This window comes from Sphingobacterium corticibacterium (genome assembly GCF_004208525.1).
Taxonomy (GTDB): Bacteria; Bacteroidota; Bacteroidia; order Sphingobacteriales; family Sphingobacteriaceae; genus Sphingobacterium; species Sphingobacterium corticibacterium.
This window is the reverse complement of the sequence record NZ_SGIT01000006.1, coordinates 106,511-124,715: the sequence shown is the minus strand read 5'-3', so window position 1 is coordinate 124,715 and position 18,205 is coordinate 106,511. Positions and strand designations below refer to the sequence as shown.

The following is an 18,205-nucleotide window of genomic DNA, read 5'->3' as shown; positions in this document are numbered from 1 at the left end:
GCCTTACGAAACAAAGGTTTGGAATATTTTTCATAAAACAATGATGTTCAGCACCTTGCGAATGATCATGAAGGATTGCGAAGGAAAAAGGCGTTTCTTAAAATCCTTTTTTTATTAAAAAAGATTAATTTAGCACAAAGTGGCTAATAAAGAGTAGTTTACAAGAGAGGGAAACACTATCGGTAACGATTTAGTAATGGTGCTTACTGCACTTGCTTTCATTTGATTACCTTGTAAATCATTAATGCAAATGTAATAAATAATGGGTAAAGTACATTAGTGCTTTACCTTTTTCTCGTCCTTTCCTTTCAACTTTAATTCGCTATAAAATTCCCCCATTGGGGGGAGCCTGTGATATTGCTTTCAATATTATTTCCAAATTTTGACATGCCAACGATAGGTGTAACTCCGAAACAAATAGTGCTAACTTCAAAACGACTATGCTATGGAAATCGTGTTGAGTAAAATATTATCGCAAATTCATCATAAGGAAGAGAAACTTTCTTCTCAAATGTTGCCAACATCGGAAGAAGCATATCAAATGACCTTATTCCTTAATGAAATGTTGTGTTCCATAAAAGCCCAAGTCTTACAGACTGGATTTACAGATGAGCAGCAAGAGATAGAATTTTTCAAAAATATCAAACCGCAAGTTTTAGGGAAACTCATCTACTATAACAAAGTCTTCCGCATTGAAACAACCTGCCCCGTCAGCAATGGCAAAATACATCAAAACTATTATGAGAATCTATTAAAAAATCTCAAATCAGAATATAAAGAGAGTATCTGCAATGAAGATTTTTACAGGTACTATCGTACAGGTAGGATTGACCGAGATCATTCTTTTTTCAGGCTCGGGCAAATCAACTACCACGATGGCTTAAAGAGTGGCGTATTTGAAATAGACCTTAGTTTCTCAACGTACTATGACAACAAGATAGCCCACATTATTGCGAATGAATTACTTTACACCTACATACTTACTAAAATCAATCCCGAAGAAAATCCAGATGCAATTTTACTAAATGGAGATGCAAACAAGGACATTTCGTGGACAAATTCTCAAAATGCACTTATCGAATTGATATATGCTCTCTATGCTTCAAATTCTATTGCATACGGAAGAATTGGTATAAGAAAATTAGCATTGATTTTTCAGGTATTATTCCGAGCTCCCTTAAACGATATACACCACTCTTTCCACAGAATGAAAACAAGGGCAGGTTCCCGAACTGCATTTTTAGACCAGCTTAAAATATCACTCGAAGAATATATGGATAAAGACCTTTAGCTAATACGATACATTAATTTAAAAGCAGTACACAAAATGTACTGCTTTTTCTTTGCCCATATATGCCAATTGGCAAATGCTCTTAAACTTCATTACAAAATATTCGAAAACACGATAAACCCTTATTAAACAAGGGGTTTGCTGATTTGTAAAAAATTCAAAAAACCGCCAAACCAATGGGTAAGGATTGGCAGACAAACACTGCCACCTTTAGGAGTTTTGCATAGTGAACATTTAAAAGCTGTGCAATGAAAATAATAACTATCGAAGAAGAAGCGTGGCAACAGCTCAACAGCCGTATCAACGCCATTGCTGACTACCTGAAAAGATTGGACAATACAAGCTATGATGACCTGTGGCTCAATAACCACGAGGTATGCCAATACCTGCACATCAGCGAAAAGACCTTATGGCGTATGCGTACCAAAGGCGAGATTGCTTATTCAAAAATCTACGGGCAATACTTCTACACCATTGGAGCAATTAAGGATATGCTCAATGCCAATGCCGTACAGAGCAGTGATGAGTATGTGCAGGAGCTTATGGTAAAAGGCAAAAGCTATATCGAAAAAGGCAGAAAGTTAAAATCCGGTAAACAATAAAATGTGTCCCTATGAATATTGACAGAATGGAATTTTTGGCGTGGATGCAACGTATAATTGACCGCCTTGATATGCTTAGCGACCATATTGATGATTTGCAAAAGAAACGCAACAGCATTGACGGCGAGGAATTGCTCGACAATCAGGATTTGCTTCAAATGCTGAAAATCAGCAACCGTTCCCTCCAAAGGTATCGCTCCATCGGGAAGTTGCCCTATTATACGATAAGCGGAAAACTGTATTACAAACTGTCCGATGTGCATCAGTTCATAAGGGAGAGCTTTAACCCGCCCTCAAAATGAACGCCAATGAAAGACAAAGACTGCCTTTGAGTGCCACTTCGGGCAATACAGCCAACGCTTACTTTACATTCGGCGGTAAACTTTAAAATTTTTCAGATTATGAGCGAAGAAATCACAAACAAACAGGAAATGCCCGAACAATTATCGGACATATTGCTGGTGCTGGATAAAGAGAAAATGAAAATCCAAGCCGTAAAAAGCATTGATGAAAACGGGAAAATGGAAACCGTTGACCCCACGATGAAAAACCAAAACCAATTTATGCGTGTGGACAAAAGCGGCGATTTCTTTTCCAACTTCTTCTCCAATTTTTTCAGCCAGTTAAAGAACCCTACCAATTTTTCATTCTTCAAGGTATCGGCTGATGAAGCCGTAGATAAAGCACAGAAAATGCAAAAGCAGGTGGATAAGCCAACCCCTGAAGGCGAAAAAGTGATGAAAGAACACGAAGTGAAAACAGAACCGCAACAGGATAAAAAGCAAGAAAATAAAAATGATATGGAAACAGCACAAACAACACCACCGGAAGCCAGCCAATACCGCTACAAGCCGGAGCAGATTGATTGGGACACAATGAACAATCTCGGATTAAGTAAGGAATACCTTGAAAAGAGAAACCTGCTTGAACCTTTATTGAAAGGTTATAAAACCAATGAACTCCTACCGATTGGCGTTAACCTCGGTGGTACTATTCTCCGTACGGATGCCCGCCTGTCTTTACAGCAAGCCGAAGACGGAAAAGTTGTAGTAGGAATACACGGTATCAAAAAAGAACCTAATCTACACTCTGAATTTTTCGGACACAAATTTACGGATGAGGACAAGAAAAACCTGCTCGAAACGGGCAATATGGGGCGTGTGGTTGATTTGAAAAACACCAAAACAGGCGAACTAATGCCGTCCATTATCAGTATAGACAAGCTGACCAATGATGTAATTGCATTACGGACGGAGTTTATAAAAATTCCCGATGAAATTAAGGGTGTGAAACTGGACGATGCCCAAAAGCAAACTTTATTGGAGGGTAAACCGCTAAAGTTAGAGGGTATGATTTCCACTAAAGGAACGGAGTTTTCGGCAACGGTACAGTTCAATGCTGACAAGCGTTATGTGGAGTTCCTGTTTGACCGCAATAATTCCAAAAGGCAAACCCAAAGCAACGGTCAAACCCAAAACAACGGACAAAGTAATCAGCAAAGCCAGCCGCAGGAAGCTCCAAAAACATTCAGGGGCAAAGAACTGACCGATGAGCAGCATAAGGATTTCAAAGCCGGGCAAACCGTTTACATTGACGGATTGAGGGATAAAAAAGGGCAACCATATCAGGGTTATATCACTTTCAATGCAGAAACCGGAAAAACGAACTTCCAATTTCCAAGCCAGGTTAAGGCACAGGCAAAACCTACCGAAGCCCACAAAACGCAGACTGCCGTCAATTCGGAGGGCAAAACCAACGAAGCGACCAAAAACATCAACGAGCCTTTGAAGTCGGGACAGCAAAGACCGACAAACAAACAACAGCAAGAACAACAGGAAAAACCCAAAGCTCCTGCAAAGTCCAAAGGCGTAAAAAGGTAATTAAGTATGAAAACAATTATTGCAGAAAAACCAAGCGTAGCAAGGGAAATAGCCGGACTTGTGGGAGCATCTGATAAAAAAGACGGCTACCTGACAGGGAACGGCTATTTTGTTACGTGGGCATTCGGTCATTTAATAGGATTGGGAATGCCCGAAGATTATGGCATTTCAGGATTTGATCCATCCGTTTTACCGATAATCCCTAAACCTTTTTTGCTCACCGTTCGTAAGGTCAAAAAAGACAAGGGATATGCTACGGATTCAGGAGCATTAAAACAACTGAAAATTATTGAACAACTCTTTAATAAAAGCGAAAGTATTATCGTTGCTACCGATGCAGGTCGTGAGGGCGAACTCATCTTTCGGTATATTTATGAATATCTGAAATGTACGAGACCTTTTGAACGCCTTTGGATTAGTTCACTTACCGAAAAAGCCATTAAACAAGGCTTTGATAACCTCAAAGATGGAAAAGAATTTGACGGACTATACTATGCAGCACAAGGGAGAAGCCGTGCCGACTGGCTCGTAGGTATCAATGCAACACAGGCATTAAGTATTGCCGCTGGTAACGGTATTTATTCGCTCGGAAGAGTGCAAACGCCAACGCTGGCTTTGATATGTAGACGCTACCTTGACAATAAGAATTTTGCAGTAAAGAATTTTTGGCAAATACAGTTATTCCACAACAAAGAATTTATCGACTTTAAAAGCCTTTCAAAAACCAAATGGGAAGATCAAAAACTAGCTGATGATACGCTGAAATCTATTCAACGATGCAATACTGCAACAGTTACATCGGTAGAAACCAAAAGTATTACAGAGCAAGCTCCATTATTGTTCGACCTTACTGGATTGCAAAAGGAAGCCAATAAAAAACTGAACCTTTCAGCCGAAGAAACGCTCAATATTGCCCAAAGTTTGTACGAAAAAAAGTTTATCACTTATCCACGAACTGGAAGCAAATATATTCCTGAAGATCTGTGGGCAGAAATCCCCAATCTCGTTAGGGCTCTACAGGATAAGGAGAGCTGTAAACAAGCTGTAGCCAAAATGAAATGGGGACGTTTCAATAAACGCATCGTAAACGATTTACGTGTCACAGATCACCATGGATTGTTAATTACAGATAAAATCCCATCCGCACTATCTGCAACAGAAAATGCCGTTTATGATATGATTGCTTTTCGATTGCTCGAAGCTCTCTCACAATCTTGTATAAAAGAGATAACCGATGTAAGTTTACAAGTTTTACATTACGATTTTGCCACAAAAGGTTGTAAAATTATAGAAGCTGGTTGGCGAGGAATTAAAGGTAGTTTCTCCGATGAGGATACCGAACCTATGCAGGATTTGCCCGAACTGAATAAAGGCGATGAACTTAAAATAAAAGATGCCTCCGTTTTGGAAAAGAAAACCAAACCGCCTGTGCTTTATACCGAAGCAGGACTTTTGTCGGCTATGGAAAGTGCCGGAAAGGAAATCGAAAACGAAGACGAAAGAAAAGCCCTGCAAAATATCGGTATCGGCACTCCGGCTACAAGAGCCGCCATTATCGAAACCCTGTTTACCCGTAACTATATCCAAAGGGAAAAGAAATCCTTAATCCCGACCGAAAAGGGATTGCAAGTGTATGAATTGGTTAAAGAACGGAAAATTGCGGACGTGGCAATGACTGCCGAATGGGAACTCGCATTGCAGAAAATTGAGAACAACGAAGCGGATGCAGGTGCTTTTCAAAAGGAAATGGAGACCTATGCCAAATCCATCACTGATGAGTTACTACAAACATCTATCGCTCAAAATAACCTCCCTAAACTGATTTGCCCAAAATGTAAAAGTCAGCAACTCATTATCCGTGATAAGATTGTCAAATGTTCCGATGAAGTGTGTAGCTGGGTACAGTTCCGAAATGTATGCGGCATACAAATCAGCATAGCCGATATTGAAAACCTTGTTAATAAAAAGAAAACTTCACTCATTAAAGGAATGAAAAGCAAAGCCGGAAAGAAATTCGATGCTCATATCGTATTAAATGAAGATTACACTACATCCTTTGAATTTGCTAAGAATAAAAGCTACAAAAAGTAATGGAAAATAAACCTAGCATTAGCTCAATGGAAATCAGGAATCTGATTTATACCATACGTGGCAAGCAAGTGATGCTTGATAGTGACCTCGCTTCCTTATACCACGTGGAAACAAAGAACTTGAACAAAGCCGTAAAAAGAAATATTGAAAGGTTTCCAGCCTCTTTTTGCTTTCAACTGACTGAAGAGGAAACCCAAAACTTGAGGTTCCAAATTGGAACCTCAAGTTTGAATTATGGAGGGAGACGTTATTTGCCCTATGTTTTTACCGAGCAAGGGGTCGCAATGTCTTCTGCTATACTCCGTTCAGATATAGCGGTTAAAGTCAGTGTTGAAATTATGGAAGCCTTTGTAGAAATGAGACGAATGCTTATCAGCAATGCTTCTTTGTTTCATCGTTTAGATAACATTGAATTGAAGCAATTACAAGCCGATCAAAAATTTGAAGAAATCTTTAAGGCTATGGAAAGCGACAAACTCCACAGCGAAAAAGGTATTTTCTACAACGGGCAGGTTTTTGATGCCTATGCCTTTGTTTCCGATATTATCCGAAGTGCCGAATGTTCCATTATCCTGCTGGATAATTATGTAGATGACACGGTACTAACGTTATTGGGCAAACGCAATGACAATGTAACTGCCACTATCTATACCAAAAATATCAGCAATCAGCTAAGGCTCGATTTACAACGGTACAATACCCAGTATCCTCCGATTGAAGTTGAGTTGTTTAACGATTCCCATGACCGTTTTTTAATCATTGATGATACGGAGCTTTACCACATCGGAGCATCACTGAAAGATTTGGGCAAAAAATGGTTTGCTTTTTCCAGAATGGATATTGAGGTAGGCAAAATGCTTCAGATACTTAACAAATAACAAACCCTTCGAATTTGAAGGGTCTTATGTTTAAGCTTTAGACGCATCTAAAGATGCTTTTCTAAATTCTTTTAAGAGTTTCTCTAACTCTAAAGAAGTTTTGCGAGCTCTTGTACCTGCTGCCTTGTTTCCTTTTTCTGCCTGTAAATCTGCATCAGCTTTTAATGTCTCAAAGCTTGCATTGATTTTTTCGATTAGTTCGTTCATTATGATATTGGGTTAAAAATTTCTGAGTAAAAGTAAAGGAAATATTTATGAAATTACAATTTTCATCTATATGACATTGCCTGTAGAGTGGCTTTTATTTACTAATTGTTTTCTCGTAGTCTGATAAAGATTTCCATATTTCTTCAATTTCGGGCCATACATTATCAGTAAAATCAGTATCTGTGTTAACCAAAACTATTTTGCCAATCTTAGTTGTAGGGTTAAAATACATTGCAGTGAAAACTCCGGGGTCAGAACCATTGTGACCAACCAAATCATTTTTAATATTTAGAAAACCATCTCGAAATTCAAAGAAAATTCCATAATATTTTGTTTTTTTCTCCTCTACGAATTTCTGTTTTTCAAAAAGCTTTTTATAGCTTTCTTTACTTAATAACTTCCCATTTCCGTTGTATCCTTTTATGAGTTCAGATAAAAATATTCCTAAATCATTACTCGATGTGATAAAGCCTCCATCAGCATATGTTATGAGAGAATATTCAGCTATCATTTTTTCTTTGTATGCAAATAATCTAGAGCGTTTTGTAGTGTCAATATCTTTTGTTGTCCATCCAGAGTTATTCATTTTCAAAGGATTCAGAATGTAGTTCTGTGTAAATGTGCGATAATCTTGTTCTGTTGCAGATTCTATAACCAAAGCACAAAGAGCAGCAGCAATATTGGAATATTCACGTTTTTCACCTGGTTTTGAATTTAAAAATGAGTTTTTTTGATACCATGTACCATTTTCAACTAAACTATTCTGTATAAATTCACATAATGAAATATTGGTTTCTGGTTTTTGGAAGTAATTGTAAACGCCTTCATTTTCATCGTGTTTGTCTTTTGTCAAAACATACGATTTTGCATAAATTTCATCAAGGTCAGTAATTGAAGAAGTGTGATATGCCAAATGTTTAATTAATATAGGAACTTCTGGATGATTTGGATTGATAATCTTAAAAGGTAGATATTTATTAATCGGGTCGTTTAGATTTAATTTTCCTAACTCTTGAGCTTTGAGTAAAGAAATTCCAATAAGTGTTTTGGAAATTGAAGCAATGTTTTGAGTTGTACTTGAGTTATATGCTTTATTTTGTTCAATATCTGCAAATCCGAAACCTTTATCATAAATCAATCCCTTATCGCTTACAACAGAAACAGAAAAACCTTTAATCGCATCTTTTTGATATGTTAATTCTAATTTTTTGGTTAGTACATCATTTTGGGTTTTATTCTGTCGAATGGTTTTACAAGAAATTAGTAAAATTGTAGAGATTAGGATTAAAAGTATATTTTTCATATTTAATTTTTCATCAAAGACGAAGACATTTTAGTTTTGTTACAATCATTATTAGAGTATCAAGATATAAAAAAAAATTTGTCGTTGCTTATTGGTTCATAGTCCAAACGATTGCTTTTTCTTTCGTCGCCCTGAAAATGGTATTGTGCTTTTCTTTAGGTTCGTCAGAATAATTCCATTTGATATTTGGATAATTTTCTGTTTTAAAAATGCCTGCTAATTCTTTCGTATAAGGCGAAATATCCTCTGCGTTAGAGCCTGCAAACCAAATTCGTTTTTTTGTAATTGGAAATTTTGCCAAATGATCTTTTGAAGTTCTTACCAAATAATGATTGTTCCACCAAAGTGAAGGGTCAAATGCGATATAGTTATCAAACATTTCAGGTGTCAGGAAGAAAGTTTCCATTACAAAAAGCCCTGACGCTGATTCGCCAATGATCGATTTTTCATTTGTAGTTCTGTATTTTTTATTGATTTCGGGAAAAAGTTCTTCTTTAATAAAAGCTCTGAATTTTTCAGAACCTCCCACAACAGGTGCAATTTCTTTGTCTTTTTCCACTTCGGTAAAGCCTGTCAAGTCTCTTCTTCGTTCTGTGTTCTCAATACCTACAAGAATAAGCGGTTTTATTTTTTTCTCCTTAATAAGTTTAGCCAGTGTGTTTGCAATGTGCGGAAAATCTTCTTTAACTCCACCGTCTGCCATATACATAACTGATAGAGCGTCGGAAGTCGTTTTATAGTCATCTGGTGTCCATACATTGATGGTTCGTTCCTCTCCAACTTGTTTGGATTGAATTTTAAAAGTTTCGTGTTCCGGAATCGGGTCGTTCGGTTGTGAAACGTTTGAGCAGCTTGTAAGAAATAGAATTACTGTGAGGAAAGCGAAATAAATGTTTTTCATATTTTTTGAAATTTGCTTTGGTAAAAATACAAATTAAATCCCTCTCTATTAATATACTTACGCCAAATACTACCTCTAAACGCTAAACCCTGCCACTTCTCTAAATACGGAGCTTATCTGCTATAATTTTAGGTTTCTAATAAAATGTAAAACAAGATTATAGCATGGATACACAGCAAAAAGACCTGTCGTATTTCAGATTACGACTGCAAGAATTATTAAACACCAGCTTCCCCGAAAAGGCACACGACCAAAAATTTATCGACCAACGTTCTTCGTGGGCTGCCAATGCTTATGAGGGTGCTTTTACTTCGGGAAACACGGTTGAGCAATGCAATGAAATAGCCAATTATATTCTTTTTGAGGGTTTGCACTTCTCCAAATTCGACACCGTATTTCAAGTGGTATGCAATGAGTTTGATACCATAATGGCAGACGAGGAATTGCGATCATTTGCCCTTAAAATGTCTCCTGTTTGTGAGCCTGTTTTCTCCGGCTATGAACTAACCGATGATTTCGCTTATGGTTATGAGTTTGACCTGCTCTATACCGAAATAACAGGAACCATCGCAATATGGATAGAGGAAAATGGGCTTCAGTAAAAAGCAACATCTCCAACAGAATATTGATGCCCTACGAATTGCTTTTAAACTGGAAAAGGAGAAACGACAAGCCACCGTAGGCGAAAGACTGCTAATGATGCAATACAGCGGATTTGGCGGTCTTAAATTCGTTCTGAACCCCATAGCAAATGAAATAGACATCAATAATTGGAGAAAAACGGAACACGACCTTTTCCCGATTACACAGGAACTCCACCAGCTACTCAAAGAAAATTCCGAAGACGAAAAGGAATACCGCAGGTATGTGGACAGTATGAAAAGCTCCGTACTGACGGCTTTTTATACACCACCACAGGTAATAGATGCGATTTCCGCAACCTTGCGTGAAAGGGGTCTGAACATTGATAAATTCCTTGAACCCTCCGCAGGTATAGGCTCATTCATACAATCCTTTTCGGAAAACCAACAAAGTGTTACCGCTTATGAAAAAGACTTGCTCACAGGCAAGATTTTAAAACAGCTTTATCCTGAAAGCAATATCCGTATAAGCGGTTTTGAGGACATACCCGAAAAGGAACAAAACAGCTATGATGTAATTGCCAGCAATATTCCATTTGGCGATACTTCCGTCTTTGATTTATCCTATTCCCGAAGCAAGGACAGTGCAAAAGTACAGGCAGCCCGAAGCATACACAATTATTTCTTTCTAAAAGGTGCTGATATGCTCCGTGAGGGCGGTTTATTGGCGTATATCACTTCGCAGGGCATTCTCAATAGCCCGAAGAATGAGCCAATACGCAGGGCGTTGATGCAGGGTAATAATCTGGTTTCGGTTGTTCGTTTACCCAACAACCTGTTTACGGAATATGCAGGTACGGAAGTCGGAAGCGACCTGATTCTCTTGCAAAAGAATACGGCAAAACAAAATCTGACCGAAGTCGAAGAACTGTTTTGCCAAAGCAGGCAAACGGAATACAACACTCCGGGCAATGCACTCTTTCAGGACAGCACAAGAATTGTGCATACCGACCGTAAATTAGATACCGACCCTTACGGACAACCTGCACTTATTTATACGCATAAAGGCGGCGTTGAGGGAATTGCCAAAGATTTAAAACAAATGCTTTCCGAAGATTTTGAAAAGCAACTGAATTTAGATTTGTACAAAGGCGAACGGAACGATGAACCTGTAATACAACCTCCGATAACGCCAACGGTTGCACCTCTGGTTATAGAACCTATATCACATCGGGAAAGCCCCCAGGAATTAAAGCAACTAAGCATCTTCGACCTGTTTGAAAATGCGAACGAGCCTGTAATGATTACTGCTCCCCAAAAAAGTACACAAGCCAAAAGGCAAAGCACTAAAACCAACCGCCGTGCAATAGGTAGCCAAACCGACCTGTTCAGTGCGATGCAGCAACCTTATACGCCTCCTGTTATCAATAGAGCTACCAATGGAAATACATCAGCCAATGACAAAAAAAAGGAGGTTGCCGGCGACCTATTTTCAAGTATCAATGGGAATGGACAAGCTGAAAAGCCAACCGTTCCCGACACCATTCCCGAACGTGCTCCTTTTAGTGGCGAACTCCAATCGTTCCACCGTAACGATTGCCTTGTGGTGGATAATGGCTGGGTGGGTCATCTGCAAGATATAGATACAGCAGATGGTACTGCAATTTTCCACCCCCTTAATTTGTCTTCCGCACAGCGGACAAGAGCCGAAGCGTACATTAATGTGCGTGATGTTTATCAAGAACTTTACACCAAGGAAGCAAAACAACAGAGAGAACACAAGGAAGAAAGGGAAACCCTGAACCGTCTATACGATGCCTTTGTCAAAAAGTATGGCAACCTTAACAGTGCCGATAATATTAAGCTCATCAAAACCGACAGTGCAGGTAAGGAAATCCCTTATTTGGAGCGTGTCGTTGGCGGTGTTGTACACAAAGCCGATATATTCAGCAGACCTGTTAGTTTTTCTACCATAACCATAGCAACGGATAATCCCGAAGAAGCGTTAGCGGCTTCGCTGAACAAATACGGAAGCGTGGATTTGGACTATATGTCCGAAATAAGCGGTATGACCGATGATGCTTTGAAAGAAGCCTTACACGGTCGTATTTTCTACAATCCACTGCAAAAGGAATATGAAATATCCGAACGTTGGATTGCAGGAAATGTCGTAGAAAAAGCAACCGACGTAAAAACGTATCTCGAAAACAATCCGGATGATACCGAAGCCAAAGGTAGCCTTACTGTATTGGAAGAAGCCCGACCAAGACGAATTGAATTTGAGGAACTCGATTTCAATTTGGGTGAACGATGGATACCCACAGGCATTTACGCCCGTTTTGCTTCACATCTTTTTGATACGGAAGTAAATATCCATTATTCCGACAGTTCCGATGATTTTTCGGTTACTGCCCAACGAGGCAATATGCACATCTGGGAAAAATATGCAGTAAAGTCTGAAAGTAGAACCTTTGACGGCATTGCTTTACTCAAACATGCTTTGGTCAATACCACACCGGATATTACAAAGAAAATCACGGTTGGCGACCAGGAAGTCAAAGTACGGGATATGGAAGCCATACAAATGGCGAACACCAAGATTGATGAAATCCGTACCGCCTTTACCGATTGGCTTCACGCCCAAAACGATGAGTTTAAAAACAGGCTGACCGACCAATATAACGATACGTTTAACTGCTTCGTCCGTCCGAACTATGATGGCAGCCATCAGGACTTTCCGGGATTAGACCGTAAGGCATTGGGCATTGAAGACCTGTATTCCAGCCAAAAGGACACCGTTTGGATGATAAAGCTGAACAACGGTGCTATCTGCGACCACGAAGTAGGTGCAGGAAAAACGTTGGTAATGTGTACGGCTGCACGGGAAATGAAGCGTTTGGGGTTAGCCCATAAGCCTATGATTATTGGGCTGAAAAGCAATGTTCACGAAATTGCTGAAGCCTACCGCACTGCTTACCCACACGCTAAAATCTTGTTTCCAGGCAAAGAAGATTTTACGCCTCAAAAGCGTATGCGGATTTTTGGCGACATTAAAAACAATGATTGGGATTGTGTGATACTTACTCACGATCAATTCGGGATGATACCGCAGTCACCCGAAATACAAAAGGAAATCCTTACCATTGAATTGGACAGTGTGGAGCGTAATCTTGATGCACTACAAGCACAAGGTAAAGAAGTAACCAGAGGAATGCTTGCCGGGGTAATCAAAAGAAAAGAAAATCTTGAAGTAAAGCTCAAAACCCTGCAACATGACATTGATAATAGAAAGGATGATGTGGTGGATTTTAAAATGATGGGTATTGACCATTTATTGGTGGATGAAAGCCACCAATTTAAAAATCTGATGTTCAACACACGTCATTCCAGAGTTGCTGGATTAGGAAATGTAGATGGAAGTCAAAAAGCAATGAATTTGTTATTTGCTATTCGTACCATACAGGACAGAACCAATGCAGATATGGGAGCTACATTTCTGTCAGGAACAACCATCAGTAATTCCTTAACCGAATTATATCTTTTATTCAAATATCTGCGACCAAGAGCAATGGAAAAACAGGGCATTCATTCCTTTGATGCATGGGCAGCTATTTATGCAAGAAAAACAACTGATTATGAGTTTTCGGTGGCGAATAATATCGTCGCAAAAGAACGCTTTCGTTACTTTATCAAAGTGCCTGAACTTGCTCAGTTCTATTCTGAAATTACAGATTACAGAACAGCGAAAGATATTGGGATTGATCGCCCGAATAAAAATGAGATCTTGTACAATATTCCGCCAACACCAGATCAAGATCATTTTATTCAAAGTTTAATGCAATTTGCAAAATCGGGTGATGCGACTTTATTGGGAAGAGCTCCTTTAAGTCCGACAGAAGAAAAAGCAAAGATGCTCATCGCTACAGATTATGCCCGCAAGATGTCGCTCGATATGCGTATGGTAAGCGGTATTTATGCAGACCATCCCGACAATAAGGCTTCGCATTGTGCGGCAAACATAGTCAAGTATTACAACCAATACAACGCACAAAAAGGAACGCAGTTCGTTTTCTCCGATTTGGGAACATACAAGCCCGGCGAATGGAATGTGTATGCTGAAATCAAACGCAAACTAGTGGAGGACCACGGTGTCCCCGCACATGAAGTCCGTTTTATTCAGGAAGCGAAAAATGATAAGCAGCGTAAGGAACTTATCAAAGGAATGAACGAGGGTAAAATCCGTGTACTGTTCGGTTCTACGAGTATGCTCGGAACTGGCGTAAACGCACAGAAAAGAGCCGTTGCCGTTCATCATCTTGATACGCCGTGGCGACCAAGCGACCTTGCCCAACGTGACGGCAGGGCTGTCCGAAAAGGTAATGAGATTGCCAAATTCTTTGCCAATAATAAAGTAGATGTAATTATCTATGCCGTGGAAAAATCATTGGATAGCTATAAGTTTAACCTGTTGTACAATAAACAGCTATTCATAGACCAGCTAAAAAATAACAATCTCGGCAAACGAACGATTGACGAGGGCAGTATGGATGAAAAATCGGGAATGAACTTTTCGGAGTATGTAGCTATCCTTTCGGGTAATACCGATTTGTTGGACAAAGCAAAGTTAGAAAAACAAATTGCCGGAATGGAAAGCGAAAAACAGGCGTTCAACCGTTCTAAATTCAGTACCAAATACAAACTGCAAGACTTTACGGAGTTGCTTGAAAGTGCTCAATCCCGTTTAAACCGAATGAGCCTTGATTGGGTAAATTTACAGCAACGGATACAAAAACATTCGGACGGTACAATTGCAAATCCTGTACAGTTGGATGGCTTACCACCCAATGCGGATATAAAACAAATCGGTGCAAAGCTCAACCAACTTGCGGACAAAGCCCGAACCGGAGGTCAGTATGAAGAAATAGGAAGCCTGTACGGATTTACCTTATTGGTCAAAACCGAAATGTCTGAAAAAGACGGTCTCGATATAAGAGTAAACCGTTTTTTGATACAGGGTGAGGGCAATATCAGATATACCTACAACAACGGTCTGATTGCTAAAGATGAAAAACTGGCAGTTATGAACTTCCTTAATGCACTGGAGAAATTGCCCGGCTATATCGAGCAGGAACAAAAGAAAATTGTAGAAATACAAAAAGATTTACCTGTTCTTCAAGAAATGCTTAAAGATACATGGAGCAAAGAAAGTCGTTTGAGCGAACTCAAAACGGAATTGGCTGCTGTTGAACGTAAAATACAGTTTTCTATCATGCCCGAAAGTAAAGGAGAAACTATGGAACTAGCCGAAAAACAAAAAGAAACTCCAAGTATTTCGGAGAGTATTGTACGGACGAAAGGCGTTCATTTACCCCGTGGAATATTGTAATAGTTTCGGTTAAACTTCGTCCTCTTCATCCATTTTTCTAATCAAAGCATCACGCAAGCTGTCAAGGAATTTAGTGCGGTTTAGTTTTCGGGATTTAAGTTCCATAAACGTATGGTAAAAATCGCCCAAACTTATATTGAATGCAATTTCAAACGTTTTAGCGATGACTTTGATGTCTGCGTTACCAAATACACCTTGTGAATACAGTGCGTAAATCAACTCGGTTAAAGCTGTTTTGTTGCCCTTCCAATTTAAAGGGGAAGTGTTAGATTTTTTCCGATTACTATAATTATTATTATTTAGCTGATCTTCTAGATAGAGTTGTATCAGGTCATTAGCAATAATCTTTGCTGCTTTATAATCGTGTGAAGTAGAAAACCTATGATCGGTTTCAAAATAAACGGTATCAAGGCTCAATTTTATATCGTGTTTTCCCCGAAGAAACAGCTTATTGTCAATAAATGAATTTTTTGTTCGGTAGTATTTGTAAAATTCGAGATTGTTGTCAAAATATCTTTTCAACTTTCTCAATTCTTCATTGAGATATTTCCGAATAGCCTTTGAATCATTGGGCTTCTTTGTTTCGATTTTATAAATGGCATTATAGTAAATCAGTTTAGAAACAATAGCAGGTTTTTGATATTTAAAGAAAAATATCTCCTCATTTTCATCCTTAAACCCTTTGTGCAATACGAGTTCCTTTATTTCGGATAAGCAATTGTTAATATGTTGGATAATAATCTCTGTTCTCTGCAAAGAACATGGCATTTCAACCTCCAATTCATTAATTTTTGCTTTCAGATTAGAAACCGTTGTGTTATAAAAATTTTCCATACGGCGATTTGGTTTAGGTCAAGAGTATTGATTAAGGCTATAGCCCGACAACTTGAAATCTTACATACTCCTTAACTTGTTCGTTGATGAAGTAATCTTAGAAACATGTCACACATATCTATTATTATTTTATTCTTTTTTCTCTTCATTTTCTTTTGTAAATTCTCTAAAATGAAAAAGGAGAACCGGTCAGGTATTCTTCCAAGACAGATTTGTTTGAAAAGAATGCAAGGCTTCCAGTATTGGAATTGTATTTTCCGATATAAAAAACAATTCTAAAAGAACAACCAGATAAGAAGATCCGAAGAACTTTCATAATTTGCCCGTGGTATGAACAAACAATCAGCAAGCTTTAAAGCAGTTAAGCGAATCGGGCATTATCGTACTTGTTTTAGGTTTAAAATAATAGGATTATTTGCGATCCAAATTTCTCAAAGAAGGTGATAAGAAACCGAATAAACTGACCATACCGCCCGCTATACCCACCACTGCAAACAGCCATCGAATACCGATTAGTTCTCCTAAAGGAGTAGCTAATACCAACCCGATAGGCGCTGCCAAAGCCATGATGGTATTGAGCAGGGAAAGTACACGTCCCTGAAGTTGATTCGGTATGGTAGTTTGCAATAATGCCGTTAGTGGTGCATTGAGAAAAATAAAAGCAATACCGTTTATCAACCACCACATCGCGGCTACCCAAAATAATGTCGAAGGAGTGAACGCGACAAAAGATAGCGATAAGCAGGTAATTGTTGAGCCGATCAATATCCATACTATTTTTCGCTTGGGCGCCATTGCAGTCACAATTGCACCGCCTAAAAGCATTCCTACCCCAGCTAATCCCTCCATTATACCTACTTCTCTTGCTCCCCCATTAAAATATTCCTTCACTAATAAAGGAACAAATGTATAAGAAGGCATAACAATGAGTACAACACAGCCCAGCAATCCGTACAATCTTTTCAATCCCTGATTTTGCCAAACCAAGGATAGTCCCTCCAAAAATTCAGTTTTGATCGTACCCATTAAATTGGACGCTTTCATTTGGCGTATTTGTGGAATAGTAAATACAAATAAAGGAGTAATGGCCAAGATAGCCGTAATGACATCGATGCTTAAAGCCCAACCTAAAGGCATAAAACTAATAGCAAACGCACCTAAAGGAGCACTGCCAACCATGGTCACGCCTTGCATCATCTGATTTAATCCAGCTGCTTTTATGATAAATGATTTTGGAACTAGCATCGCCGTACTGGCTGCACTGGCAGGACTTTGAAATGCCTGCATAGCTCCCCTTATGGCCATCATCACGAATGTATGCCACAATTCTATGCTATTATTTAAGAAAAGGAATATCAATACCGCCATACAAAGAGCACTGATGGCATCGGAAACAATCATGATAAGTCTACGGTTATACCGATCTGCCAGTACACCACCTAATGGACTTAATAATGCTTGCGGCAATAGCGCAGCCATTCCTGCTATCGCAAGATAAGATATACTTCCTGTTGTATCAGTAATCCACCACATCAGTACGAACTGTGTTAGTGATGAGCCTAAAAGGGATAATGATTGTCCAATAAAAATTGTCCAATACCTAACTTTCCATTCATCATTTTCGTTTACATCAGGGTTTTCTAATTCCAATAAATCGCTTTTATCCATCTTAAATTTCAGTATTACATCAAACTATATACAGGAGTCTATCTATTTACTCCACTCATTTTCAACATTGTTCTCTCCATAAAGGTCAATCCCATCTGTTGTTTGTTGATACAGCATAATTTCCTGCTCCAGTAAATACTAAAGCCAGTGCACCAAATAAGTACAACCCTAAAAGCTCAATGGCCCAACCACCGTTACCGTCTAAACTAAATATCTCACTAGAATGAACCAGGAAAATGGCGAACAAACAATTGATGACAAAAATCATGGACGCTAATCTTGTCCGAAATCCAATAATCATCAAGAGGGGAGCAATTACTTCTCCGACATAAACTCCGTATGCCAAAAAAGACGGCAGACCTACATCCTTAAGCATTTCAGGCAAGATATCAAGGCCTGATATTAATTTGCTCACACCATGCAGTAACATGAGTCCAGCAATGGATAACCTTACTATTAATAATCCCAAATTTGTTTGTTTCATTTTATTTTTTTAAGTTTAACAGGATGATTTCTGAAGTACGAGTTTTCGAAAAATCAAAGCCTTCAGTTAGGGCATGATGCTCCCCGGACACCGACATTG

The 18,205-nt window shown here is 38.9% G+C and carries 14 protein-coding genes; 8 read left to right on the top strand and 6 right to left on the bottom strand.

Going from position 1 to position 18,205, the window contains the following annotated elements:
* Positions 1 to 445 precede the first annotated feature (445 nt).
* From EWE74_RS20195 to EWE74_RS20170, 6 genes are all read left to right on the top strand, one after another.
* On the top strand, positions 446 to 1,291 hold the full coding sequence (locus tag EWE74_RS20195) for an RteC domain-containing protein (RefSeq protein WP_130143473.1): 846 nt from the start codon (positions 446 to 448) through the stop codon (positions 1,289 to 1,291).
* Positions 1,292 to 1,539: 248 nt separating this feature from the next.
* Entirely contained in the window at positions 1,540 to 1,893 is a 354-nt protein-coding gene (locus tag EWE74_RS20190) for a helix-turn-helix domain-containing protein (RefSeq protein WP_130143472.1), read from the top strand.
* An 11-nt stretch (positions 1,894 to 1,904) separates the two neighbouring features.
* On the top strand, positions 1,905 to 2,195 hold the full coding sequence (locus tag EWE74_RS20185; RefSeq protein ID WP_130143471.1) for a helix-turn-helix domain-containing protein: 291 nt from the start codon (positions 1,905 to 1,907) through the stop codon (positions 2,193 to 2,195).
* Between the two features lie 99 nt (positions 2,196 to 2,294).
* Positions 2,295 to 3,773, top strand: a complete 1,479-nt coding sequence (locus EWE74_RS20180; RefSeq protein WP_130143470.1) for a DUF3945 domain-containing protein — start codon at positions 2,295 to 2,297, stop codon at positions 3,771 to 3,773.
* Positions 3,774 to 3,779: 6 nt separating this feature from the next.
* Positions 3,780 to 5,864, top strand: a complete 2,085-nt coding sequence (locus EWE74_RS20175; protein ID WP_130143469.1) for a type IA DNA topoisomerase — start codon at positions 3,780 to 3,782, stop codon at positions 5,862 to 5,864.
* Positions 5,865 to 5,890: 26 nt separating this feature from the next.
* The gene (locus EWE74_RS20170; RefSeq protein ID WP_449448557.1) at positions 5,891 to 6,742 is read left to right on the top strand and encodes an ORF6N domain-containing protein; all 852 of its coding nucleotides are present in this window, start codon (positions 5,891 to 5,893) and stop codon (positions 6,740 to 6,742) included.
* A gap of 30 nt (positions 6,743 to 6,772) precedes the next feature.
* Here EWE74_RS20170 and EWE74_RS20165 read toward each other — a convergent pair whose 3' ends face one another.
* The 3 genes from EWE74_RS20165 to EWE74_RS20155 form a co-directional block, all read right to left on the bottom strand.
* Positions 6,773 to 6,949 carry a histone H1 gene (locus EWE74_RS20165; RefSeq protein ID WP_130143467.1) on the bottom strand — a complete coding sequence of 59 codons (177 nt, stop codon included), beginning with the start codon at positions 6,947 to 6,949 and terminating at the stop codon, positions 6,773 to 6,775.
* Between the two features lie 94 nt (positions 6,950 to 7,043).
* Positions 7,044 to 8,252, bottom strand: coding sequence for a serine hydrolase domain-containing protein (locus tag EWE74_RS20160; RefSeq protein ID WP_130143466.1), 1,209 nt, complete (start codon positions 8,250 to 8,252; stop codon positions 7,044 to 7,046).
* Positions 8,253 to 8,340: 88 nt separating this feature from the next.
* Positions 8,341 to 9,153: an alpha/beta hydrolase gene (locus tag EWE74_RS20155; RefSeq protein ID WP_130143465.1), complete on the bottom strand. Its 813-nt coding sequence runs from the start codon at positions 9,151 to 9,153 to the stop codon at positions 8,341 to 8,343.
* 164 nt (positions 9,154 to 9,317) lie between these two features.
* On the opposite strand from EWE74_RS20155, the gene EWE74_RS20150 reads away from it, so the two are divergent.
* Positions 9,318 to 9,755, top strand: a complete 438-nt coding sequence (locus tag EWE74_RS20150) for a DUF1896 domain-containing protein (protein WP_130143464.1) — start codon at positions 9,318 to 9,320, stop codon at positions 9,753 to 9,755.
* Complete coding sequence (locus EWE74_RS20145) at positions 9,742 to 15,120, top strand: N-6 DNA methylase (RefSeq protein ID WP_130143463.1); 5,379 nt, start codon at positions 9,742 to 9,744, stop codon at positions 15,118 to 15,120. The genes EWE74_RS20150 and EWE74_RS20145 overlap by 14 nt, the downstream gene beginning before the upstream one ends.
* 9 nt (positions 15,121 to 15,129) lie before the next feature.
* Here EWE74_RS20145 and EWE74_RS20140 read toward each other — a convergent pair whose 3' ends face one another.
* The 3 genes from EWE74_RS20140 to EWE74_RS20130 all read right to left on the bottom strand — a co-directional run bounded on the left by EWE74_RS20140 (position 15,130) and on the right by EWE74_RS20130 (position 18,106).
* Positions 15,130 to 15,954 (bottom strand): RteC domain-containing protein, encoded by an 825-nt coding sequence (locus tag EWE74_RS20140; protein ID WP_130143462.1) that lies wholly within the window; start codon positions 15,952 to 15,954, stop codon positions 15,130 to 15,132.
* 411 nt (positions 15,955 to 16,365) lie between these two features.
* Positions 16,366 to 17,622, bottom strand: a complete 1,257-nt coding sequence (locus tag EWE74_RS20135; RefSeq protein ID WP_130143461.1) for an MFS transporter — start codon at positions 17,620 to 17,622, stop codon at positions 16,366 to 16,368.
* 85 nt (positions 17,623 to 17,707) lie between these two features.
* Complete coding sequence (locus EWE74_RS20130; protein WP_130143460.1) at positions 17,708 to 18,106, bottom strand: DoxX family protein; 399 nt, start codon at positions 18,104 to 18,106, stop codon at positions 17,708 to 17,710.
* Between the last annotated feature and the right edge of the window lie 99 nt (positions 18,107 to 18,205).